The following is a 23,572-nucleotide window of genomic DNA, read 5'->3' as shown; positions in this document are numbered from 1 at the left end:
TCAGANAAGTCTAGCGTTCGAGCCAGACAAGGGAGGCAAACCGACCGGTGCGTGGGTTGCGGCGGTAGGAAAAGAAGCGAGGATCGGTGACGGTGCAGAAACCGCCGCCATAAACAGCGGTGACACCACGAACGGCCAGACGTAGGCGCGCCAGCTCGTAGATGTCGGCCATGAACTTGCCGGCATTTTGGCTGGGCACGAAGGCCTTGGCCGCTTCGGGCAGTTGCTGGACGAAGGTCTCGCGTACTTCGGGGCCGACCTCAAAAGCTTGCGGGCCGATGGCAGGGCCCAGCCAGACCAGCACGTCTTCTGGTGGCACATCGAGACTATCGAGGGTGGCTTCGAGCACACCCGCCGCCAATCCACGCCAACCGGCATGGGCCGCCGCTACGCGAGTGCCCGCACGGTCGCAAAACAAGGCTGGCAGGCAATCAGCGGTCATTGCCGCGCAGGCAATGCCAGGTGTTGCGGTCCAACTTGCGTCAGCAGTGGCCACGAGGCCTGGATCAGCATGAGCCACGACAATGCCGTGAACCTGCTTTAACCAGGCTGGCTGAATAGAGAAATGATCGGTGAGGCGACGGCGATTTTCGGCAACCGCTTCGGGGTTGTCGTCGACGTGATCGCCAAGGTTGAGGCTGTCGAACGGCGCCAAGCTGACGCCGCCCGCACGGGTAGTGACGCAGGCTTTAACCTGAGCCGGCGCAGGCCAGTCAGGAATCAGCCAGTCACTCATCCGATAAACGCCTCACGGTCTTGCTTGAGCAGGGTCAGCAACCAGACGAAATCGTCCGGCAGTGGCGATTCCCAGCTCATGCGTTTTCCGGTAGTCGGGTGATCCAGCTCCAGGAACCGTGCGTGCAGGGCCTGACGCGGGAACGCCTTCAACGATTCAACCATGGTCACACTGGCCGCCGGCGGAATACGGAAGCGACCACCGTAGGCCGGATCTCCGACCAACGGGAAATTAATGTGCGCCATGTGCACGCGAATCTGGTGCGTACGACCGGTTTCCAGCTTGACCCGCACATGCGTGTGGGAGCGGAAACGCTCGAGCACGCGGTAATGGCTGACGGCTTGCTTGCCCCCTTCCATCACGGCCATGCGCTGGCGTTGCTGGCCGTGACGACCGATCGGCGCATTGATCTTGCCGCCGGCCGTCACCACACCGATCACGATGCATTCGTAGATCCGGCTGACGCTGCGGCTCTGCAATTGTGTGACCAGCTGCGTCTGGGCCTGGATAGTCTTGGCCACCACCATCAAGCCGGTGGTGTCCTTATCCAGGCGGTGCACGATGCCGCAGCGCGGGACATTGATGATGTCCGGCACGTGGTGCAGCAAGGCNTTGAGCAAGGTGCCATCCGCGTGACCGGCGGCAGGATGCACCACCAGACCCGCGGGTTTGTTGATCACCAGGATGTCGTCGTCTTCATAGACGATGTCCAGCTCGATGTCCTGAGCGACCCATTCTCCCTGGGCTTCCTGCTCGGCAGTCAGCTCAAGAATCGCACCGCCATGGACTATGTCTCGCGGGCGGATAACCGCTCCATCCACAGTCAGGCGGCCGTCTTTGATCCAGGCGGAAAGGCGCGAGCGCGAGTGCTCAGCGAATAATTGTGCGGCGACTTGATCGAGGCGTTGGCCGCCCAATTCGGACGGCACCTCTGCGCGAAGTTCAATTTTATCGGACATGCTCAGACTAGGCGTGGCACAGCCTTTGGTTTCGGCTGCGCGCTTGTGGTTAAATACGGCGTCTTTTGCCCCGATGCTTTCAACGGGGCGCTCATCATAACAGGACGGCCCCGCCCAAGACAGCGGCCGTCATAGGGACGCAAGCCGCCATGCAAGTGAAACACCTGCTGCTGATCGCCATCCTCGCCATGACTGCTGCTTGCTCGTCAAAGGAAGTCGTNGACGAAAACCTTAGCGAAGTCGAGCTGTACCAGCAGGCTCAGACCGACCTGGACAATAATAGCTACACCAGCGCCACAGCCAAGCTGAAGGCCCTGGAGTCGCGCTATCCGTTCGGGCGCTATGCCGACCAGGCCCAGCTTGAGCTGATCTACGCCAACTACAAGAACGCCGAGCCGGAGGCTGCCAAGTCTGCTGCCGAGCGTTTTATCCGTCTGCACCCGCAGCACCCGAACGTGGACTACGCNTACTACATGAAGGGCCTGACCTCGTTCGACCAGGACGTCGGCCTGCTGGCGCGCTTCCTGCCGCTGGACATGACCAAGCGTGACCCGGGTGCTGCCCGCGACTCCTACAACGAGTTCGCCCAGCTGACCAGCCGCTTCCCCAACAGCCGCTACGCGCCGGACGCCAAGCAGCGCATGATCTACCTGCGCAACCTGCTGGCCTCCTACGAAATTCACGTTGCCCATTACTACCTGACCCGTCAGGCNTATGTCGCCGCCGCGAACCGTGGCCGTTACGTGGTGGAAAACTTCCAGGAAACCCCGTCGGTCGGTGACGGCCTGGCAGTGATGACTGAAGCCTACCAACGTCTGCACCTGGACGCCCTGGCGGCCACCAGCCTGGAAACCCTGAAGCTCAACTACCCGGACCACCCAAGCCTCAAGGACGGTCAGTTCGTGCCTCAGGTTGCCGAAGTGGACAACCGTTCGTGGCTGAGCAAGTACACCCTGGGCCTCATCGAGTCCCGTCCACCGTTGCCGCCGGGCGAAACCCGCGCCAACCAGGACGTGATGAAGCAGTTCCAGGATGCCAAGGAAGCTATTCCTNNCGATCTGAAGCCTAAAGATGCAGATGGCGACGTGATCGAAGAAGAGGAACACGAAGCGCAAGGCAACAACGAAGACCGCTCGTGGTTCAGCTACATGACCTTCGGTGTGTTCGACTGACACATCGGGTTATGCAAAAAGGGAGACTCTTGAGTCTCCCTTTTTTATTGCGCTGTGCGCAGGTCAGGTCCTTGGCTAAACTGCCTGCTCATTAGCCAATAAAGCAGCTCACCATGCTTCGTTTACTGTTCTGGATCGCCCTGATTGCCGCTGCGGTATGGTTCTGGCGAAAGTTCAAGGCTTCGACTTCCGCGCCCAGGTCCTCCGCCGAGCTGGATGCCGCGCCGATGGTCCGCTGCGCGCATTGCGGCGTACACCTGCCCCGCGATCGCGCACTGAGCCTTCAGCAACAATGGTATTGCAGCCAGGCTCACCTTGAGCAAGGCCCGGGCCCAAGTGGTCGCTGAGACGTCCAGTCCCGGCGGCAAACAGGCCCAGCGACTGTTGCGCCTTTATCATCTCTACCGTTTAAGCGTCGGCATCACCCTGGTGCTGTTGATTTCCAGCAACATGGACAGCCAGTTGCTGGCCTTCGCCCAGGACGACCTGCTGCGCAGTGGCAGTTGGTTGTACCTGGTGCTGAACATCCTGCTGGTGGTCTTTTGGGAGAACACCCGACGGCCTTCACAGCTTTTCAGCCTCGCATTGGTCGATGTCCTGCTGCTGTGCGGCCTGTTCTATGCCGCGGGCGGCGTGGCCAGCGCCATCGGCAACCTGCTCATTGTCTCGGTGGCCATCAGCAACACCCTGTTGCGCGGACGTATCGGCTTGTTGATCGCGGCGGTCGCCGCCCTTGGCATCGTCGGCCTTGGCTTCCTCCTGAGCTTCAGTCACCCGATCAGTCCCGGCGAGTACCTGCAAGTCGGCACCCTCGGCGCGCTGTGTTTTGCCGCTGCGTTGCTGGTGCAAGGTCTGATCAGGCGACTGGAAGTCAGCGAGCACCTCGCCGAACAACGGGCCAGTGAAGTGGTTGGCCTGGAAGCGCTCAATGCGTTGATCCTGCATCGCATGCGCACGGGCATCCTGGTGCTGGACGACCAGCGACGGGTGCAACTGGCCAATCACAGCGCCTTGATCCTGCTGGGGCAAAACGACCTCGATGGTCAATTGATCGACGACTATTCGCCGACACTGGTCGAACGCCTTCAGCTGTGGTTCAACAATCCATCGCTGCGACCGCAAAGCCTGAAAATCGCCAGCAGTGGTGTTGAACTGCAACCCAGCTTCATTGCCCTGGACCAAAGCCCGAACCACCATACCCTGGTGTTTCTCGAGGACCTTGCCCAGATCGCCCAACAAGCGCAGCAACTGAAACTTGCCGCACTCGGTCGCCTGACGGCCGGTATCGCCCATGAAATCCGCAATCCACTGGGCGCCGTTAGTCATGCCGCGCAGCTATTGCAGGAATCCAAGGAACTGAACGGCGCGGATCGGCGTCTGACGCAGATTATTCAAGACCACTCTCAGCGAATGAATCGGGTTATCGAAAACGTCCTTCAAATGTCCCGCCGCCAGCAAACCGTATCGCAACGGCTTGATCTGAAGCCGTGGCTGGAGCACTTCGTCGCCGAAACCCGTGAAGGCACGACCGATCGCCAATTGATTCACCTGCACATCGGCCCCGGCGACTTCAAAACCCTGATGGACCCGAATCAGCTGACCCAGATTCTCGACAATCTGTTGCGCAATGCCTGGCGCCATAGCGCCCTGAATCACGACTTGGCGCAGGTCTGGCTCGAGATGTTTGTCGAACCAGACAGCCAGTTGCCGACGCTCGAAGTCCGGGACAACGGCCCCGGCGTGGCGCCGGACCAACAGTCGCATTTGTTCGAACCGTTCTTTACCACCAGTAGCCAGGGCACAGGCCTGGGGCTTTATCTGTCCCGTGAGCTGTGCGAAAGCAACCAGGCCCGCCTAGACTTCAAACCACGCCAAGGCGGCGGCTGCTTTCGCATCACTTTTGCTCACGGACGGAAACAAAGTTGAACATGAGCCCACGGCCAAAAGTCCTGATCGTCGACGACGAACCGGATATCCGCGAACTCCTGGAAATCACCCTGGGACGGATGAAACTCGACACCTACAGTGCCCGCAACCTTGGCGAAGCCCAGGCCTTGTTGACGCGGGAGACATTCGACCTGTGCCTGACGGACATGCGCCTGCCCGACGGCACCGGCCTTGAGTTGGTGCAGTACATCCAGCAGCGTTACCCACACGTGCCGGTGGCGATGATCACCGCTTACGGCAGCCTCGAAACGGCGATCAACGCCCTCAAGGCAGGGGCTTTCGACTTCCTGACCAAGCCGGTTGACCTGACGCGCCTGCGCGAACTGGTCACCAGTGCCCTGCGCTTGCCGGCACCGGGTGGCACCAGTACCGCCATCGATCGTCGGTTACTGGGCGATTCACTGCCCATGCGCAACCTGCGCAAACAAATCGACAAACTCGCCCGCAGTCAGGCCCCGGTGTACATCAGCGGCGAATCCGGCAGCGGCAAGGAATTGGTCGCCCGACTGATCCACGAGCAGGGCCCGCGGGCCAATCAACCGTTCGTCCCGGTCAACTGCGGGGCCATTCCGTCGGAGTTGATGGAAAGCGAATTCTTCGGTCATCGCAAAGGCAGTTTCAGCGGCGCCATCGAAGACAAGCCCGGGCTATTCCAGGCCGCCCACGGCGGCACACTGTTTCTCGACGAAGTCGCCGATCTGCCCTTGGCGATGCAGGTCAAACTGCTCCGGGCCATTCAGGAGAAAGCCATTCGCAGTGTCGGTGGTCAGCAAGAAATGGTGGTCGATGTCCGCATCCTTTGCGCCACCCACAAAGACCTCGATGCCGAAGTCACCGCCGAACGCTTTCGCCAGGATTTGTACTACCGGTTGAACGTGATCGAACTACGCGTTCCTTCTTTGCGCGAGCGCCGCGACGACATCGAACCGCTGGCCAGCCATGTACTCAAGCGCCTGGCGACCGGCAGTGGTCAACCCGCCGCAAAACTCCATCCACTCGCCCTGGACGCACTGAAAAGCTACCGCTTTCCGGGTAACGTGCGGGAACTGGAGAACGTGCTGGAACGGGCTTACACCCTGTGTGAGAACAAACAGATTGAAGCCAGCGACCTGCGACTGGCCGAAGGTAACTGCATGGCAGAGAGCGGCGTGCCGGACCTGACGCAGATCGACAACCTGGAAGACTATCTGGAAAACGTCGAACGCAAACTCATCCTCCAGGCACTAGAGGAAACCCGCTGGAACCGCACGGCGGCGGCTCAGCGGTTGAATCTTTCATTCAGGTCGATGCGTTATCGGCTCAAGAAATTGGGTCTGGATTGAGGGCCCCTTCGCGGGCAAGCCTCGCTCCTACAGGGGATTCACGTCGTTCCAAAATGCACTGATCGACTCAAACCTGTAGGAGCTAGGTGTGCCCGCGAAAGCGATCTGGCAGGCAATAAAAAACCTTGCTGTCAGATCCGCCCGGTCGGCGCATACGGCGCAGGATCAATAATCGGCGCCCTGTCCAACATCACATCCACAAACAACTGACACGACGCCGGCGCCAGCACCAGCCCATTACGGTAATGCCCGCAATTGAGCCAAAGTCCCTCGAACCCTGGCACTCGGCCAATATAGGGAATCCCCTCCGGCGACCCCGGTCGCAATCCGGCCCAATGCCCCACCACTTCGGCCTCCGCCAGCGCAGGAATCAGCTCCACCGCCGATGCTTTCAGACTCTCCAGCGCCGAGTCGGTCGGCGTCTTGTCGTAGCCTTCGTGCTCCAGCGTACTGCCAATCAGAATGTGCCCGTCGCGCCGGGGGATCGCGTAACGTCCCTTGGCCAGCACCATGCTCGGCAGGAAGTCCGCCGCGCATTTGTACAGGATCATCTGCCCTTTGACCGGCTCGACCGGCAGCTCCAGGTCCAGACTCTTGAGCAAGTCACCACTCCAGGCACCAGCCGTCAGGACCACCTGGTCACCGTGGATGGGGGCCATTGAAGTCTGCACGCCGACGACTCTATCGCCTTCACGAATAAAACCGCTGACTTCGCACTGCTCACGAATTGTCACGTTCGGCAGCGCCAGCAATGCAGCCTTCAGGGACTTTACCAGCCGTGGATTACGCACGTTGGCCACATCGGCCATATAGATCGCCCGAGAAAACCCAGCGCCCAGCACCGGTACGGCGTCGTGTGCCGCCGAGATATCCACAGCCCGCAACGGACGGTTTTCCCGCTCGGCCCAGGCCAGCGCCTCGGCCTCGTCATCCAGATCCAGCCAGTAAAGGCCGGTGGTATGCACTTCAGGATCAACCCCGGTCGCGGCGAACAGTCGCTCACCGAGCTGTGGATAAAAATCCTGGGACCAGTGGGCCAGAGCGGTGACTGCCGGGCTGTAGCGCCATGGATAGAGCGGCGAAACGATACCGCCACCGGCCCATGACGACTCCTGCCCCACACTCGAACGATCCAGCAACACAACACTTTGCACTTCGGACGCGAGATTGAACGCCGTCAGCAGCCCAATCACGCCGCCGCCGACAATCACCACTTGCTGTTGCCTGCTCATGTTCTGATCCAACCGATAAATAGACAGAGGCGCAAACAGGCGCCCGAAAAAGGAACTCAGCGACCCCAGCAATCTTTGGTGACGAGCCCGGACGTCGCATTGACCATGCTTCTGACGCCGGTGTTGGTGAGGGTGAAATCCCCACACTTGTCGGTCGCCATTGCCGCACCGGTCTTGCGCGTTGCCGTCAGCAAAAAGGTTTGATCGGTCAGGGTCGGGGTGATTGTGTAAAAATCATTGCCGGCGCTCAGTCCGGTGGCAGCGGTGTAAACATTGTTCTTCGAGTAGAACCGCTCAAGGATCTGCGCCTGTTCGGAAAGCAGCCCGGCCACTTCGGTGCGCCGACCCTTTTTCACGTACTCGGTGAGGCTCGGGGCACCAATGGTGATGACGATCCCGATGATCGCAATCACGATCATGATTTCGATCAGGGTGAAACCTCGGTTGGATCTACGCATTCCTTCACTCTCACTTACTGTATTTGTCGCCACATGATGCGACGGCTGCCGCCGCCGGGTTTTTCCACCTTGGTGCTGACGCCGCCACTGGAATCGTTCACGATTTTACGGGAACCACCATTGACGATGGCGTTCAGGGTCGGGATGCCACCGGTGAAAATCACTCCGCTGGACACCGTGTCCGTGCTGTCGACCGTCCCATCGTTGTTGGTGTCGAGCACCGCATAGTTGAGCATCTTACCGCTGAACGCATCCAGTTCGACCAGTTTGCCGGTACCAAAGCTGGCACACGGGTCAGTGGTGTCCACACTCGCCGTGGTAAAGACGATCCGTCCCAGCACCAGGCTGACCTGATTGATCACCCGCTCCCCCGTCAACACGCTGTTGTACACCAGCGGCAAGTACCAGCCCTTCTCCCCCGGATAGGTCACGTCGTTCTGGCTGGTGGTGATGAATTGCCCGGAGCTGCCCGAGAACACACCGGTCACCGCTTGAGCCTGCAAACTGGACACGGTGATCTGGCCCGCGCCGCCCTCCGCATCCCACACGGCGTAGAACGCCTGCAAATCCTTGTTGGTCTTGTCGGCAGTCTCATTGAATTTGCCGGTGCCAAAAAACACTTCCTTGCCGCCCAGTGAATTGTCCGCCAGCAACGGCTGCACAGTAATGGGCTGAGTGGCGCCACCCGCCGTGGTAAACAGCGGCTTGCCGGAGAATGCCACGCCCCAGGTGTCGGGGGCGGTAGCGCTCAAATCGAACTTCCATAACCGTCCTTTCAAGTCGCCACCATAGGCGGCCTGCACCACATTCTGCGAGTTGACCCTGAGCTTCACCGACGACAGGCCATTGCTGGTGTCGGCGCTGTCGACCACGATTTTCTTGATCAACGAGCCGTCACGAATGTCCACCACATACAACGCCGCCACCCCGGAATTGCTGCCATAACCGTTGGAAATGAACGCGGCCCAGCGACCGTCTACCAAGCGTGCCACTTCCGGCCGTGCATAGGCATAACCCAGGTCATTGAAAACGTTCGCCGTGCTGGCGGTGGCCGGTGCACTGATTTCCCACAGTGCCTTGAACACGTTACCCGCTGACGCGTCGAACAGCTGCAACGCATAAAAAGTCCTGCCGCCGGCCCCGGTTCCGCCAATGGCCAGGGTTTTCCAGGCGCTGCTGGATTGGGCATCGAACACCCCGACCTGACCGTCGACCAGAAACTTGTGGCTCACACCGTTGATGTAAGTCGGATCGGCGATGTAACGCAGCGATGGCAACACACTGGAAGGCATGTAGGCATAACGCCGGACGCCATTGGCCGAGTTGATGACATTCACAAACCCGTCGTTGGCATTCACCACCAGGCTGGGACTCATGGTCGCGGCTTTGGTGGTCAGGTAGGTGCTGTAAGTGGTATCCCCCACCAGATCAGAGGCGGTCTTGTCAGTGGGTGACGCCAGTACGAGGGGCGAATTGATGATGTCGCCGAGCAGCACGCTGCGCACCTTGAGCCCGGTTTTGTTGGTGCCCTTGCTCCACTCCACCAGATCGTTGCCGGTGATGCCGGTGGGTAGGCTTTGGCTGAGGGAGGTCTGCTGTGCCGGGGAGAAACTGGCATAAGCCAGGGTAACGGCGGCGTTGGTCAGGGTGTTCCAGGACTGGTAAGTCGGCGCTGTGGCACCGGCAACGATGGTGGTGTCGGTGGTCCACTGCACTGCGGCGGTGTTCACCACCCCAGCCGAGGTAAAACCGAAGGATTTGATGGTGCCGCGCCAGTCCTTCGGGTCATAACTGGTCTGGAAGTAACTTGAGTTGCTGGCCAGGGTGGTGCCGCTGGTGACGCCGCCGCCACCGGAACCGGCCTTTGAGGTGATATCGCTCAGCGCCGACGACAATGCACTGTTTAGCCCTGCGCTGTCGGTCGCCTGATAGTACTTGCCCTGCCCGTAATCGGCCGCGTCCGACAACATCTGGTTCGCGGCGGTAAAGCCCACGGTGTAGGTGTTTATATTCTGCTTGGGAAAATCCGCAGCATTCCAGCTTTTGCCTGCCAGATCGGTTCCTGTGGAGCGCATATCGATGTCAAAGGCAAACTTGGCGATGTCATCCAGATACAGCGTGTCGCCCTCTCCGTCACCACTCAGGTTGTCACCATCGTTATTCACACCATCCCAGTTGGGCAGACGAGTGCCACCCAGCGGATCGGTAGTCGGAAAAGTCCGGTCATAGGTCGGCAAGCCATCGGTAATTACCACACCATAGTTTTTCTGACAGCGATATTGAATCGGGCTGGTGTAAGTCGCAGGCGTCGAGTTATAGAACGGCGCCAACCCCCGAAAATAGCGGTTTATTTCATAGTAGGTTTCCGCCAGCGGTGTATTGGCTACGGCACTCAAGCCGTTGATGGCAGAGATCAGGTTGTTGTAGTTGGTATCCGCCTGGGATTGGGTGACGCTGCCGCTCACCGCAGAGAGATCGCTGATCGATCGGGCGATGAAGCCACCACCACCGGAGTTGCTGGTCGTTGGGGGATTGAACGTCGCTAGACCAATACGTAGCGAGCGATTGCTGGAGACCAGGTTTGTGGAGACATCCTGGGCCACGCTGATCCGGTATTCATTGGGAATCGCGCTGGCACCCGTGGTGAAATCCTTGCTCGAACCGTTGGCCAACCCCAGCAGATAAGCCAGGTAGTCGGCGGTGTAGCGCGTGTTTTCATTGCCCACCGGGTCCGGCAGCTTCAGGCAGATGGGTGTCAAGCCGAGAAAGCCGCGATAAAAACCGTACCAGTTGCCGTTGGTCGAGCAACCGCCACGATTGAGGCTCGACAGCAAAATATTGGTATCACTCATGTCCAGGTTCTGACCGCTTAAACAAGAGGTGTTGGAACTGCAAATCGCGATCTGCCCATAGTTGGCCGCCGGATTGAACCCCGGCGCCCAAATGATGTTGTTCATACTCCCCGAATCGTCGATCAGCAGCATGACGTTCGGAGCGACTGCTGCCGCGCTTAACAGCGGTGAATCCGACGGTGTGAAGGCATACGCCGGTGCGGACAGGTAAAGCCCCAGCACAACGCCGCAAAACAGCTGCCACACGCCACGGCGCCCTTCAGTACTTCGCATAAATACTCTCCACGACGCTGCGCGAGTTGCCCGCGATGCCGACAGCGGTCACCCGGTAAAGCGTCGCCGAGGTGTTGCTCGGCACATTCACGGCGTTGACCGTGGTGCCGATATTCTGCACCCCGTAAAAGCCCTTGCCCGAGGCGATCCAGGTCATGCCGGGGGTGGAACCGGGGCCGGCGGCAGTGACCGTCAACGCGTCGGACGGTGGCGCGCACTGGCTGCAGACCGGCAATGAATAGCTGTCCAGCTGCACCGCGCTTTCTCCCACGCGTAACGCGGCTTCGGCGCCCTGGAACGACTGGTTGCGCAAGCTCACGCTGCCGGCCATTTTTTCCTGCAGGGTGGCGTTCTGCATCGATGAAAGCCCGATCAAGGTCAGCAACAGCAGAAACACCAGGCTGACCAGCAGTGCCATACCTCGCTGGGCATGAAAAGTCATGTAGGCCTCCCTCATGGCAACCTGTTGCGCAAGGCGGCAACCACGGTGAAGGTTTGATTTTTAACCCGACTGTTCGGGTCGAAGAGCGTCATCGTCAGGCGCACGCTGCGAATTCGCGCGGGGTCGGACGGGTTGGCGCTGTAAGTGGAAGCGGCTACATCAGTGGCGGAATTGGCGAGGCCGAAGAGCACGCTGAAGGCACTGACGTTATCGACCAGTACGAACTGGGTCGGTGTGCCGGGACCAGAGCCCATCATGATTTTGTTATTGCTGAAGCTGTAGATCAGCCGCCGTATCGGAAACGCCAACTGCCCCGATGTCAGAGCCGGTGGATTCGTATACGCCGTCGCCGTGTTTCGACAATCGGAAACCACTGTCCAGGCTGGCGCCCCGCCACCCGCCCCCACATCGGCGGTCACCAGGGTCAATTTGAGGTTGGCATTATCCCAGCTGATCGGTGTTATCTGACTGACAGCGAAGCTCCCCCCCGTACTTGAATCGGTGATCGTCCCCAGGCAGCCAAACATGCCGACCATACGGATTTCCTGAATCATCTTGCTGAGCACAAAACGCGCATCTTCCTGCATGGCGGCGGCGGCGTTCTGGCTGATGTAGGTGTTCTTGGCGGCGATGAAGATCTGCGCCACGCCCAGCACCACAATCAAACTCAACGCGAGGGCGATCAACAACTCGATCAGCCCGAAACCTCTGCTGGACCACCTCATGGGGTTGCCACCGGGTCGACCGTGGCGCGACTGGTCAAGACAAAGCTGCGGCGCGAGTTGGCGATATTATCGGCGCGCGAGTCATCCCAAGTGATCGTGATGGTGTACACCCGCTGATTCAGCGTAACGGTGCCGGTGGCCGTCGCACCGCCGAAATTGACGATACTGGTGGTGAAATCGTAGAGGTCCTGATCACGGGCGACGTTCAGGTTGCCCGAGGTCGGTGGCGTCACGGTATAGTCGGCGCCGGAATTGGCGCGGATACGGTCCATCATGTCGTAGGCGATAAAACTCGCCTGGCTGGTCATCCGCGAGCTGTCGGTGTATTTCAGCGCATTAAGCTGAATCGCCGCCGCGCCCAGCAGACCCACGGTCAGAATCACCAACGCGACCAGCACTTCGATCAGCGTCATGCCCTCCTGTGCATGTTTGCCCCGTTCCCTCATCCGCAACTTCCACCCAATAGAATTCGTCCGTTCAAACACACATTCAGCGTCCTGGTTTGCGCCCCCAATACATAGCTGATCACCACGGGTGTGGCGGGCGCTGACAAACCACCCATATTGTTGAAATCGATGGCGGTCACTCCTGAGGGTAGCGTCAGACTCGCGCCGCTGCTTAGCGCTGGAACAACCCGCAATACATTGGCCGATGTGCCAGTACTGTCATAAACCGCCAAGTCACCGGTCCAGACATTGCCACCAGCAGTCGGACGAACCCGAGTGGCAACGCCCCGGTCGATGGCCTCAAGTCGTGCGAAATTGAGTCCGCGTTGCAGGTCGCCGATTTCGGTGTCTGCCTTGGTGCCTTGCACCGACCGGGTAAACGCCGGTACGGCCAGGGTGATCAGGATCAAAAAGACCGCGAGCGAGACCAGCAGCTCGATCAGCGTGAAACCTTTTGTACGATGATCCATCGATGCCCTCCGTTGCCGTCGGCTATACCTGCTTCTACACGCTAGAACATTCGACCGACCGGCGTGCGGTTGATTTGCCATTACTCGCGCACGGATTGCGCGGGCCGCAGCACTCCACGGAGGGAGATGACATGCATCAGCGAGGTTTCAGCCTGATCGAACTGCTCATGGGACTGACAATTGCCGGGATTGTTCTGCTGTTGGTCAGTCCGGCGTTCGCGGCCCTTACAGAATCGAATCATCGCGAGGCGGCGGCAAAGTCGCTTGCCAGTGGTATTCGCAGCGCCAGAAGCGAAGCACTCGCGCGCAATCAGACCATCGTCATTCATGGCATCAACGACGACTGGGGTCAGGGCTGGCGCATCATTCTGGATATCAGCGGAAAAGGGCCGGAAGACAGCAGCAACCCGCTGCTGATTGAGCGCGTGAGTGGCGCTCGGGTGCCGATTGTTGGCAACTGGCCGGTCAGGCGATACATCCGCTTTAGCCGTATCGGCGAACCACAGATGCCTGGCCGGGCCTTCCAAGCGGGGACACTGCACGTTTGCACAGCGCGCGAACCGGTCAGCCAGCTCCAGGTGGTGCTGGCCGCGACCGGTCGCGTCAGCCTGCGCAGCGATAAGGCTGAGCAGGCGCTGTGTCCGGGAGGGAAAAAAGTTAAAGCAGGGAGCGCACGCGCAACTCTTTAGGCATGGAGAACGTGATGTTCTCCTCGCGACCGGCCAACTCATCGGCACCGGTGGCACCCCAAGCCTGCAGTTGCTGGATCACGCCACGCACCAGGACTTCAGGGGCCGAGGCACCCGCAGTGATGCCGATACGCTCGACACCGTCGAACCAGCTCTTTTGCAGGTCTTCGGCGCCGTCGATCAGATAAGCCGGAGTGGCCATGCGCTCGGCGAGNTCNCGCAAGCGGTTGGAGTTGGAGCTGTTAGGGCTGCCGACCACGAGCACGACATCACATTCATCGGCCAGTTGCTTGACCGCGTCTTGACGGTTTTGCGTGGCGTAGCAGATGTCGTCCTTACGCGGACCACCGATGGCCGGGAACCGTGCACGCAGGGCGTCGATTACACGGCTGGTGTCGTCCATGGACAGCGTGGTCTGGGTCACGAACGCCAGTTTGTCGGGATTGACCACCTGCAGCGAGGCAACGTCTTTCTCGTCTTCAACCAGATAGATTGCGCCACCGTTGCTGCCATCGTACTGGCCCATGGTGCCTTCGACTTCCGGGTGGCCGGCGTGGCCAATCAGGATGCATTCACGACCGTCACGGCTGTAACGCGCGACTTCGATGTGCACCTTGGTCACCAGCGGGCAGGTGGCGTCGAATACTTTCAGGCCACGGCCAGCGGCTTCGGTACGCACAGCCTGGGAAACGCCGTGGGCACTGAAGATCACGATGACGTCGTCGGGCACCTGATCCAGTTCTTCAACGAAGATCGCCCCGCGAGCACGCAGGTCCTCGACGACGAATTTGTTGTGGACGACTTCATGGCGCACGTAAATCGGCGGCCCGAAGACTTCCAGGGCGCGATTAACGATTTCGATCGCCCGGTCCACACCAGCGCAGAAGCCACGGGGGTTGGCGAGTTTGATTTGCATGCTGTGCCTCGTGTCTTGCAGGGCAAGAAATTGGATCAACTCAACTCTGTAAGAGTAAGCCTCTGTGGAAGCCGGGTCTGCCCGCGGTACANTTTGGGGGCGCTTCGCACCCCAACGGGGGCAAGCCCCCTCGCCACCTAGGCTCGCTCCCACAGGTTACAGCGATTTGACGCTGATGATCTCGACGTCAAAGGTCAATGTCTTGCCGGCCAACGGGTGGTTGAAGTCGATGGTCACTTGCGCGTCATCGAAGTCCTTCACCACGCCTGGCAGCTCAGTATTGGCCGCATCGTTGAAGATCACCAGCAACCCCGGCGACAGCTCCATGTCCTGGAACTGCGAACGCGGGATGATCTGTACGTTTTGCGGGTTAGGCTGGCCAAAGGCGTTTTCCGGCAAAATCTGCAGGGTGCGCTTGTCGCCGGCCTTGAAACCGAACAGAGCGGCTTCAAAACCCGGAAGCAGGTTGCCATCACCGACCTTGAAGGTCGCCGGGGCTTTGTCGAACGTACTGTCGACCGTGTCGCCATTCTCCAGGCGCAATGCGAAATGCAAAGTGACTTCCGTGTTCTGGCCGATGCGTTGCTCAGCCAATACCTGATCAGTCATTGACGGTCTCTCCGGTTTTCTTACTTTTGAACATGTCCAACGCCAGCATGATTGCACCGACGGTGATGGCGCTGTCGGCAAAGTTGAACGCCGGGAAGTACCAGCGGTTCTGCCAATGCACCAGGATAAAGTCGATCACATGACCCAGGGCAATGCGGTCGTACAGATTGCCCAGCGCCCCGCCCAGTACAAGCGCCAAAGCGACGGCCAGCCAGGTTTCGTTACGGCCCAGGCGTTTGAGCCAGACCACCAGCACCGCACTGACCACCACGGCGATCAGGGCGAACAGCCAGCGCTGCCAGCCGCCGCCATCAGCGAGGAAGCTGAAGGCGGCGCCGGTGTTGTAGGCCAGGGTCCAGCTGAAGTAATCAGGAATGATCACGATCTGCTGGAACATTTCGAGCTTGTTTTCGAAGTAGAACTTGCTGGCCTGGTCGATGACCAGGACCAGCAAACTCAACCAGAGCCAGCTCAACCGTCCGAAACGGCCAACGGCGTTAGGCATAATGACGAACCTCGCCCGCGCCGCTGATGTTGTCGACGCAACGACCGCAGATTTCCGGATGCTCCGGGTTCACGCCAACGTCTTCACGGCAGTGCCAGCAACGGGCGCACTTAGGGAAGGCCGACTTGACCACTTTGAGCTTGAGGCCCGGCACTTCAGTCGCCACTGCGTCCGCTGGCGCCTGNGCAAAAGGNGCTACGCTGGCGGTCGAGGTGATCAGCACGAAGCGCAGTTCGTTGCTCAGCTTGGACAGGTCGGCGGTCAAGCCTTCCTCGGCAAACAAGGTGACTTCGGCTTGCAGGTTGCCACCGACGGCCTTGGCCGCACGCTGAACTTCCAGCTCCTTGTTCACCGCAACTTTGACGGCCATCACGCCTTCCCAGTACTCGCGGCCCAGTTCGAAGTCGGCCGGCAGTTCGGTCAGGCCTTCGTACCAGGTGTTGAGCATCACGGACTCATTACGCTCGCCCGGCAGGTATTCCCACAGTTCGTCGGCGGTGAAGGCCAGGATCGGTGCGATCCAGCGCACCAGCGCTTCAGAGATGTGATACAGCGCGGTCTGCGCCGAACGGCGGGCCTTGCTGTTGGCGCCGGTGGTGTACTGGCGGTCCTTGATGATGTCGAGGTAGAAACCACCCAGCTCCTGCACGCAGAAGTTGTGGATCTTCGAGTAGACGTTCCAGAAACGGTACTCACCGTAGTGCTCCTGCAACTCGCGTTGCAGCAACAGGGTACGGTCCACGGCCCAGCGGTCCAGGGCGAGCATTTCCTCGGCCGGCAGGATGTCGGTGGCCGGGTTGAAACCGGTCAGGTTCGAGAGCAGGAAGCGCGCGGTGTTACGGATGCGCCGGTAGGCGTCCGCACTGCGTTGCAGGATCTGGTCCGACACGGCGATTTCGCCCGAGTAATCGGTCGAGGCCACCCACAGACGCATGATGTCGGCGCCCAGGGTGTCGTTGATCTTTTTCGGCTCGATCACGTTCTTCAGCGACTTGGACATCTTGCGACCCGTCTCGTCGACGGTGAAGCCATGGGTCAGCAGTTCGCGGTACGGCGCGTGATTGTCGATGGCGCAACCGGTCAGCAACGACGAGTGGAACCAGCCACGGTGTTGGTCCGAGCCTTCCAGGTACAGGTCGGCCCGCGGGCCGGTCTCGTGGCCCATCGGGTGCGAACCACGCAGCACGTGCCAGTGAGTGGTACCCGAGTCGAACCACACGTCGAGGGTGTCGCTGATCTTGTCGTACAGCGGCGCTTCGTCGCCCAGCAACTCAGCGGCATCCAGCTTGAACCAGGCTTCGATGCCTTCCTGTTCAACGCGCAGGGCCACGGCTTCCATCAGCTCGACGGTGCGTGGGTGCAGTTCGCCGCTTTCCTTGTTCAGGAAGAACGGAATCGGCACGCCCCAGTTGCGTTGGCGGGAGATGCACCAGTCCGGACGGTTGGCGATCATCGAGTGCAGGCGCGCCTGGCCCCAGGCCGGGACGAACTGGGTGTCTTCGATGGCTTTGAGCGAGCGCACACGCAGGGTGTCGCCGCTGACCGGCTCTTTGTCCATACCGATGAACCACTGCGCGGTGGCGCGGTAGATCAGCGGGCTCTTGTGACGCCAGCAGTGCATGTAGCTGTGCTTGATGGTTTCGGTTTGCATCAGCGCACCGACTTCACGCAGCTTGTCGANGATGGGCTGGTCGGCCTTGAAGATGAACTGGCCGCCGAAGAACTCCAGCGAAGGCGCGTATACGCCGTTGCTTTGCACCGGGTTGATGATGTCATCGTTGACCATGCCGTACTTCTTGCAGATCACGAAGTCGTCCACGCCATAGGCGGGCGAGCAGTGAACCACGCCAGTACCCGAGCCCAGCTCAACGTAGTCGGCCAGGTACACCGGCGACAGACGGTCGTAGAACGGGTGACGGAAGTTGATCAGTTCCAGCGCGGTNCCGGTGGTGGTCGCGATGACCGAGCCTTCCAGGCTGTAACGGGCCAGGCACGACTCGACCAGCTCTTCAGCCAGCACCAGCAGTTTGTCGCCGACGTCGACCAGGGCGTAGTTGAATTCCGGGTGCACGTTCAGCGCCTGGTTGGCCGGGATGGTCCACGGGGTGGTGGTCCAGATCACGATGGCAGCCGGTTTGCTCAGGCTCGCCAGGCCAAAGGCCTCGGCCAGCTTGGCGTCGTCGGCGATCGGGAAGGCCACGTCGATGGTCGAGGACTTTTTGTCTTCGTACTCGACTTCCGCTTCGGCCAGGGCCGAACCGCAGTCGAAACACCAGTTCACGGGCTTGAGGCCCTTGAACACGAAACCGCCCTTGACGATTTCGGCCAAGGCGCGGATTTCACCGGCCTCGTTCTTGAAGTTCATGGTTTTGTACGGGTTGTCCCACTCGCCCAACACGCCCAGGCGGATGAATTCGGACTTCTGCCCTTCGATCTGCTCGGTGGCGTAGGCACGGCACAGTTCGCGGGTCTTATCCGCGCCCAGGTTCTTGCCGTAGGTCACTTCGACTTTGTGTTCGATCGGCAGGCCGTGGCAGTCCCAGCCCGGAACATACGGCGCGTCGAAACCCGACAGGGTTTTCGAGCGCAGGATCATGTCCTTGAGAATTTTATTCAGCGCATGACCGATGTGAATCGTGCCGTTGGCATAAGGAGGGCCGTCGTGCAGGACGAACTTCGGACGATCCTTGCCAATTTCGCGCAACTTTCCGTACAGGCCAATACTGTCCCAGCGCTGCAGGATCTGCGGTTCGCGCTGTGGCAGGCCGGCCTTCATTGGGAAGGCGGTGTCCGGAAGGTTTAGCGTGGCTTTATAGTCGGTCATTTAAGGCTCTTCGGTTAGCGATGGGCGCTAGGTGCGGCTAGTGCACGGGCGGCGGCGACATCCGCATTGATCGCCGTTTTCAACGCCTCCAGGGAGGCGAAACGCTGCTCTTCACGCAGCTTCTGGTGGAAAACCACCGTCAAACGCCGGTCATACAAATCACCGGCAAAATCCAAAAGGTGTACTTCGAGGTGGGCTTTGCCATCACCTTGTACCGTGGGCCGCACGCCAATGTTGGCGACGCCGGGCCAGGTCTTGCCGTCGATGTCGACGTTGACCAGGTACACCCCGGTCAACGGCACGCGACGACGCTTGAGTTGCACGTTGGCGGTTGGCGTGCCCAGTTGGCGCGCCAGCTTCTGGCCGTGCAGGACCCGCCCGGTGATCTGGAACGGACGCCCGAGCAGCCGTTCGGCCAGGGCAAAATCGGCAGCGGCCAATGCATTACGCACTTGAGTGCTGCTGACCCGAATGCCGTCCAGCTCGACGGTTTGCGCCGCTTCAACGGTAAAGCCCTGAACGATGCCGGCCTGCTGCAGGAAATCAAAATCCCCTACCCGGTCACAGCCGAACCGGAAGTCGTCACCGACCTCCAGGTGCTGGACACCGAGACCCTCGACCAGAATGGTATCGACGAACTCACTGGCGCTAAGCTTGCTCAGGCGCTGGTTGAAGGCCAGGCACAGGACCCGGTCGACACCTTCGTCGGCCAGCAGCTGCAGTTTGTCCCGCAGCCGGGCCAGACGGGCNGGNGCCGTGTCGGGGGTAAAGAATTCCCGCGGCTGTGGTTCAAAAATCACCACGCAGCTGGGCACGCCCAACTCAACCGCACGTTCACGCAGCCGGCCCAGGATAGCCTGGTGGCCACGGTGAACACCGTCAAAGTTGCCAATAGTGGCGACGCAGCCCCGATGCTCGGGGCGCAGGTTGTGGAGACCTCGAACCAGCTGCATAACGCGCTTCTTGCTCATAAAGTGGTCGATTATAACCACACCCGGCCCCGGACGACAGGCAACACCGTAACCCAAAGTAATCGAGCCGACAAAACTGCCGGTTCGCCCATGTTTATCGAGGCCAAAGCCTCAGCTCAGCGCCTTGCGATTGAAATCGCGCAAACGGAAGCCCATCAACAGCAGCATGCCGAAATAACTGACCACGCCGGCCGCGACCAAACCGCCCAGGCGCAGGAACCGCTCCAGCATATGCCCCTGATCCCAGGCCGGCATAAAGTGCATCCCGGCCAGCAGCACAGCAGACATCACCAACACGGCCACCAGCAGCTTGAGGGCGAACATCCCCCAGCCCGGCTGCGGCTGATACATCTGCTGCTTGCGCAGTTGATAAAACAGCAGGCCGGCGTTGATGCAGGCACCGATGCTGATGGCCAGGGCCAGGCCGGCATGGGCCAACGGGCCGATAAACACCAGATTGAGCAACTGGGTAACGATCAGCGTGAAAATCGCGATTTTGACCGGAGTGCGGATGTTTTGCTGTGCGTAGAAGCCTGGGGCCAGCACCTTGATCACAATAATTCCGAGTAAACCGACCGAATAGGCGATCAACGCCCGCTGCGTCATGGAGGCATCAAACGCACTGAATTGGCCGTACTGAAACAGCGAAACGGTCAGCGGCTCGGCCAGAATCCCCAGTGCCAGAGAACACGGCAGCACCAGCACGAAGCACAGACGCAGGCCCCAATCGAGGATTCGCGAATATTCGTGGCGATCTTTGCTGGCGTAGGTCTTGGCCAGGGTCGGCAGCAGAATGGTGCCCAACGCCACGCCCAGTACGCCGGACGGCAACTCCATCAAACGGTCGGCGTAATACATCCACGACACGGAGCCGGCGACCAGGAACGAGGCAAAAATGGTGTTGATGATCAGGGAAATCTGACTCACTGACACGCCGAGAATCGCCGGCAACATCTGTTTCATCACCCGCCAGACGCCGCTGTCACGCAGATTCAGGCGNGGCAGTACGAGCATGCCGATCTTTTTCAGGTGCGGCAGTTGATAGAGCAACTGCGCCAGGCCACCCGCCAGTACCGCCCAGCCCAGAGCCATTACCGGCGGGTCGAAGTACGGCGTGAGGAACACCGAAAAGACGATCATGCTGACGTTGAGCAACGTCGGCACGAAAGCCGGCACCGAGAATCGGTTGTACGTATTAAGGATCGCACCGGCCAATGAAGACAGGGAGATCAGCAATATATATGGGAAAGTCACCCGCAACAGATCGGTGGTCAGCTCGAATTTTTCCGGGGTATCGGTGAAACCCGGCGCGGTGGCCCAGATGACCCACGGCGCGGCAAGCATGCCCAGCGCGGTGACCAAGGCCAGCACCAGCGTCAGCAGGCCAGACACGTAAGCGATGAAAGTTCGCGTCGCCTCCTCGCCCTTCTGGTTCTTGTATTCAGCAAGGATCGGCACGAACGCTTGGGAAAACGCCCCTTCGGCGAAGATTCGCCGCAGCAGATTGGGCAGTTTAAAGGCAATAAAGAAGGCGTCCGTCGCCATCCCGGCGCCAAATGTGCGTGCGATGAGGGTGTCACGAACGAACCCCAGAATCCGGGAAAGCATCGTGATAGAGCTGACGGCGGCTAACGATTTGAGCAGATTCATTGAAAGAGTTTGCGCCTATAGATAAAGAGCAGGCGAACAAAGCGCCCACTTATGCGATACTGCGCGCCTGCAACAGCACAGAGCCAAAGCTCGCGAGTTTACAGGTCAAGCGCCGGAAATAAATCACCCGCCTCTTCAGATCGACCACTCAGCAGTTCGCATCAGCCGCCCTTGACAACCCATCAAGTCATCGGCATGATTCGCGGCCTATTTTGTTTGCTATTTCCTAAAAAGTCTTTCGAGGAGCTCGACGGTGGCCAACACACCTTCCGCCAAAAAACGTGCAAAACAGGCTGAGAAGCGTCGCAGCCACAACGCCAGCCTGCGTTCCATGGTTCGTACCTACATCAAGAATGTAGTTAAAGCCATCGACACCAAAGACGCTGAAAAAGCCCAAGCTGCTTACGTTCTGGCCGTGCCAGTTATCGACCGTATGGCTGATAAAGGCATCATCCACAAGAACAAGGCCGCTCGTCATAAGAGCCGCCTGAACGGTCACGTCAAGGCTCTGAACCTTGCTGTTGCCGCATAAGCGATAAGCTTGTTGAAAAACCGACCTCAGGGTCGGTTTTTTATTGCCTGCGATTTAGCACAAACAACGCAAAAAAAAATGCGGGAGCGAGCTTGCTCGCGATAGCGGACTTTCAATCAACCGAGATGTTGAATGTTAGCCAGTCATCGCGAGCAAGCTCGCTCCCCCAATTGGATGTACGTCAGGCTTATTGGGCGTGCGTCCACGGCAGGATCGGGATCGCCGTCACCGCATTCTGCGGGCTGCCTTCGATCAAGCGGTCGCTATAGACCAGATACACCAAGGTATTGCGCTTCTTGTCGAGGAAGCGCACCACCTGCATGGTCTTGAACACCAGCGAGGTGCGCTCCTTGAACACTTCGTCGCCATCCTTGAGCTCGCCCTTGAAATTGATCGGCCCAACCTGGCGACAAGCAAGAGAAGCTTCAGCGCGATCCTCGGCCAGACCCAAGCCGCCCTTCACACCGCCAGTCTTGGCTCGCGAAAGATAGCAAGTCACGCCCTCGACCTTCGGATCATCAAACGCCTCGACGACGATACGGTCGTTCGGGCCGACGAACTTGAACACCGTCGACACCTGGCCAATCTCCTCGGCCGAGGCCAGCAGCGGCATTGCCAACAGCAGACCCAACAATCCTTTTGTCACACGCATTCAAATATTCCTTCAGACCAGAATCAGGTTATCGCGGTGAACCAGTTCCGGCTCCGCCATGTAACCCAACAGACCGACAATCGCCTCAGACGACTGACCGATGATTTTTTGTGCCTCCAGCGCGCTGTAGTTGGCCAGGCCACGGGCGATCTCACGACCGTCCGGCGCCACGCACACCACCATCTCACCACGGCGGAAGCTGCCCTGCACCAATTTGACGCCCACCGGCAGCAGGCTCTTGTTGCCTTGGGACAACGCCGACACGGCGCCTTCGTCCAGCACCAGCGTGCCACGGGTTTGCAGATGACCGGCCAACCACTGCTTGCGCGCCGCCAACATGCCACGTTCCGGNGACAACAGGGTGCCGATGCGCTCGCCAGCCTTCAGACGGTCCAGCACGCGCTCAATGCGCCCGCCGACGATGATGGTGTGCGCACCGGAACGCGCAGCCAGACGTGCAGCACGCAATTTGGTCTGCATACCGCCACGGCCCAGNGCGCCGCCGACACTGCCNGCCACGGCGTCCAGCGCCGGGTCATCGGCGCGGGCTTCGTAGATCAACTGGGCGTCGGGGTTGTTGCGCGGGTCGGCGTCGAACATGCCGTCACGGTCGGTGAGGATCACCAGCAGGTCAGCCTCCACCAGGTTGGCCACCAGTGCGGCCAGGGTGTCGTTGTCACCAAAACGGATCTCGTCGGTGACCACCGTGTCGTTCTCGTTGATCACCGGGATCACCTTGAGCTCCACGAGCGCACGCAAGGTGCTGCGGGCGTTCAGGTAGCGCTTGCGATCGGACAAGTCGTCGTGGGTCAGGAGAATCTGCGCGGTATGTCGGCCATGCTCGGCGAAGCTGGATTCCCAGGCTTGCACCAGGCCCATTTGGCCGATGGCGGCAGCGGCCTGCAGCTCGTGCATTGCACTGGGTCGCACGCTCCAGCCCAGACGACTCATGCCGGCCGCTACCGCCCCGGAGGACACCAGCACCAGCTCGACGCCCGCCTCATGCAAGGCCACCATCTGCTCGACCCAGACGCTCATGGCTGCGCGATCCAGACCTTTGCCATCTGCCGTCANCANAGCNCTTCCGATCTTTACGACCCAGCGCTGCGCACCTGTCACTTTGCTCCGCATCATCTTCAACCTTAGAGTGAGGGCCGCGCGACCCAGCGCCGCCCATAACGTTATTCGTG

The 23,572-nt window shown here is 59.9% G+C and carries 23 protein-coding genes; 6 read left to right on the top strand and 17 right to left on the bottom strand.

Features of this window, described 5'->3' with window-relative positions; all coding sequences use genetic code 11:
• Positions 1–10 precede the first annotated feature (10 nt).
• On the bottom strand, positions 11–736 hold the full coding sequence (gene pgeF / locus B7L09_RS21785; protein WP_094470590.1) for a peptidoglycan editing factor PgeF: 726 nt from the start codon (positions 734–736) through the stop codon (positions 11–13).
• Complete coding sequence (gene rluD, locus B7L09_RS21780; protein ID WP_094470589.1) at positions 733–1,695, bottom strand: 23S rRNA pseudouridine(1911/1915/1917) synthase RluD; 963 nt, start codon at positions 1,693–1,695, stop codon at positions 733–735. Before rluD ends, pgeF begins: the two co-directional genes overlap by 4 nt.
• 149 nt (positions 1,696–1,844) lie before the next feature.
• Here rluD and B7L09_RS21775 point away from each other — a divergent pair, with 149 nt between their 5' ends.
• The 4 genes from B7L09_RS21775 to B7L09_RS21760 all read left to right on the top strand — a co-directional run bounded on the left by B7L09_RS21775 (position 1,845) and on the right by B7L09_RS21760 (position 6,136).
• Entirely contained in the window at positions 1,845–2,867 is a 1,023-nt protein-coding gene (locus B7L09_RS21775; RefSeq protein WP_094470588.1) for an outer membrane protein assembly factor BamD, read from the top strand.
• A gap of 113 nt (positions 2,868–2,980) precedes the next feature.
• Positions 2,981–3,214: a PP0621 family protein gene (locus B7L09_RS21770; protein WP_094470587.1), complete on the top strand. Its 234-nt coding sequence runs from the start codon at positions 2,981–2,983 to the stop codon at positions 3,212–3,214.
• Positions 3,204–4,793 carry a sensor histidine kinase gene (locus B7L09_RS21765; protein ID WP_094470586.1) on the top strand — a complete coding sequence of 530 codons (1,590 nt, stop codon included), beginning with the start codon at positions 3,204–3,206 and terminating at the stop codon, positions 4,791–4,793. Before B7L09_RS21770 ends, B7L09_RS21765 begins: the two co-directional genes overlap by 11 nt.
• Before the next feature lie 2 nt (positions 4,794–4,795).
• Positions 4,796–6,136: a sigma-54-dependent transcriptional regulator gene (locus B7L09_RS21760; RefSeq protein ID WP_094470585.1), complete on the top strand. Its 1,341-nt coding sequence runs from the start codon at positions 4,796–4,798 to the stop codon at positions 6,134–6,136.
• A 131-nt stretch (positions 6,137–6,267) separates the two neighbouring features.
• Here B7L09_RS21760 and thiO read toward each other — a convergent pair whose 3' ends face one another.
• From thiO to B7L09_RS21725, 7 genes are read right to left on the bottom strand one after another with little or no spacing between them, the layout of a single operon-like run.
• Positions 6,268–7,368, bottom strand: a complete 1,101-nt coding sequence (thiO, locus tag B7L09_RS21755; RefSeq protein ID WP_094470584.1) for a glycine oxidase ThiO — start codon at positions 7,366–7,368, stop codon at positions 6,268–6,270.
• A 56-nt stretch (positions 7,369–7,424) separates the two neighbouring features.
• Positions 7,425–7,826 (bottom strand): type IV pilin protein, encoded by a 402-nt coding sequence (locus tag B7L09_RS21750; RefSeq protein WP_083375726.1) that lies wholly within the window; start codon positions 7,824–7,826, stop codon positions 7,425–7,427.
• 14 nt (positions 7,827–7,840) lie between these two features.
• Positions 7,841–10,951 (bottom strand): pilus assembly protein, encoded by a 3,111-nt coding sequence (locus B7L09_RS21745; RefSeq protein ID WP_094470583.1) that lies wholly within the window; start codon positions 10,949–10,951, stop codon positions 7,841–7,843.
• Complete coding sequence (locus B7L09_RS21740) at positions 10,938–11,408, bottom strand: pilus assembly PilX family protein (RefSeq protein ID WP_094470582.1); 471 nt, start codon at positions 11,406–11,408, stop codon at positions 10,938–10,940. The genes B7L09_RS21745 and B7L09_RS21740 overlap by 14 nt, the downstream gene beginning before the upstream one ends.
• On the bottom strand, positions 11,405–12,118 hold the full coding sequence (locus B7L09_RS21735) for a PilW family protein (RefSeq protein WP_094470581.1): 714 nt from the start codon (positions 12,116–12,118) through the stop codon (positions 11,405–11,407). The genes B7L09_RS21740 and B7L09_RS21735 overlap by 4 nt, the downstream gene beginning before the upstream one ends.
• Positions 12,115–12,564 (bottom strand): type IV pilus modification protein PilV, encoded by a 450-nt coding sequence (pilV, locus tag B7L09_RS21730; protein WP_094470580.1) that lies wholly within the window; start codon positions 12,562–12,564, stop codon positions 12,115–12,117. Before pilV ends, B7L09_RS21735 begins: the two co-directional genes overlap by 4 nt.
• A complete protein-coding gene (locus B7L09_RS21725) occupies positions 12,561–13,034 on the bottom strand; it encodes a GspH/FimT family pseudopilin (protein ID WP_094470579.1) in 474 nt (157 codons plus the stop codon). The genes pilV and B7L09_RS21725 overlap by 4 nt, the downstream gene beginning before the upstream one ends.
• A 131-nt stretch (positions 13,035–13,165) precedes the next feature.
• Here B7L09_RS21725 and B7L09_RS21720 point away from each other — a divergent pair, with 131 nt between their 5' ends.
• Positions 13,166–13,723, top strand: a complete 558-nt coding sequence (locus tag B7L09_RS21720) for a GspH/FimT family pseudopilin (protein ID WP_094470578.1) — start codon at positions 13,166–13,168, stop codon at positions 13,721–13,723.
• Here the strand turns inward: B7L09_RS21720 and ispH are convergent.
• The 6 genes from ispH to murJ all read right to left on the bottom strand — a co-directional run bounded on the left by ispH (position 13,692) and on the right by murJ (position 21,198).
• On the bottom strand, positions 13,692–14,639 hold the full coding sequence (ispH, locus tag B7L09_RS21715; RefSeq protein ID WP_094470577.1) for a 4-hydroxy-3-methylbut-2-enyl diphosphate reductase: 948 nt from the start codon (positions 14,637–14,639) through the stop codon (positions 13,692–13,694). The genes B7L09_RS21720 and ispH overlap by 32 nt on opposite strands.
• Before the next feature lie 156 nt (positions 14,640–14,795).
• Entirely contained in the window at positions 14,796–15,233 is a 438-nt protein-coding gene (gene fkpB, locus B7L09_RS21710; RefSeq protein ID WP_176457747.1) for an FKBP-type peptidyl-prolyl cis-trans isomerase, read from the bottom strand.
• A 7-nt stretch (positions 15,234–15,240) separates the two neighbouring features.
• Positions 15,241–15,753 carry a signal peptidase II gene (gene lspA / locus B7L09_RS21705; RefSeq protein ID WP_094470575.1) on the bottom strand — a complete coding sequence of 171 codons (513 nt, stop codon included), beginning with the start codon at positions 15,751–15,753 and terminating at the stop codon, positions 15,241–15,243.
• Positions 15,746–18,577, bottom strand: a complete 2,832-nt coding sequence (gene ileS / locus B7L09_RS21700; protein ID WP_094470574.1) for an isoleucine--tRNA ligase — start codon at positions 18,575–18,577, stop codon at positions 15,746–15,748. Before ileS ends, lspA begins: the two co-directional genes overlap by 8 nt.
• Before the next feature lie 14 nt (positions 18,578–18,591).
• Positions 18,592–19,530 (bottom strand): bifunctional riboflavin kinase/FAD synthetase, encoded by a 939-nt coding sequence (ribF, locus tag B7L09_RS21695; RefSeq protein ID WP_176457746.1) that lies wholly within the window; start codon positions 19,528–19,530, stop codon positions 18,592–18,594.
• 129 nt (positions 19,531–19,659) lie between these two features.
• Positions 19,660–21,198, bottom strand: a complete 1,539-nt coding sequence (gene murJ / locus B7L09_RS21690) for a murein biosynthesis integral membrane protein MurJ (RefSeq protein WP_094470572.1) — start codon at positions 21,196–21,198, stop codon at positions 19,660–19,662.
• A gap of 253 nt (positions 21,199–21,451) precedes the next feature.
• On the opposite strand from murJ, the gene rpsT reads away from it, so the two are divergent.
• The gene (gene rpsT / locus B7L09_RS21680; protein ID WP_094470571.1) at positions 21,452–21,730 is read left to right on the top strand and encodes a 30S ribosomal protein S20; all 279 of its coding nucleotides are present in this window, start codon (positions 21,452–21,454) and stop codon (positions 21,728–21,730) included.
• A gap of 187 nt (positions 21,731–21,917) precedes the next feature.
• On the opposite strand, the gene B7L09_RS21675 is transcribed toward rpsT, so the two are convergent.
• Both B7L09_RS21675 and proB read right to left on the bottom strand, forming a co-directional pair.
• Positions 21,918–22,382: a CreA family protein gene (locus B7L09_RS21675; RefSeq protein ID WP_094470570.1), complete on the bottom strand. Its 465-nt coding sequence runs from the start codon at positions 22,380–22,382 to the stop codon at positions 21,918–21,920.
• A gap of 12 nt (positions 22,383–22,394) precedes the next feature.
• Positions 22,395–23,513, bottom strand: coding sequence for a glutamate 5-kinase (proB, locus tag B7L09_RS21670; protein WP_094470569.1), 1,119 nt, complete (start codon positions 23,511–23,513; stop codon positions 22,395–22,397).
• Between the last annotated feature and the right edge of the window lie 59 nt (positions 23,514–23,572).

The sequence above is a fragment of the Pseudomonas mandelii genome, from assembly GCF_002251635.1.
In the GTDB taxonomy this organism is placed as follows: domain Bacteria; phylum Pseudomonadota; class Gammaproteobacteria; order Pseudomonadales; family Pseudomonadaceae; genus Aquipseudomonas; species Aquipseudomonas mandelii_B.
Note: the sequence above shows the minus strand (reverse complement) of the source record. Positions and strands in the feature narration are given on the sequence as shown.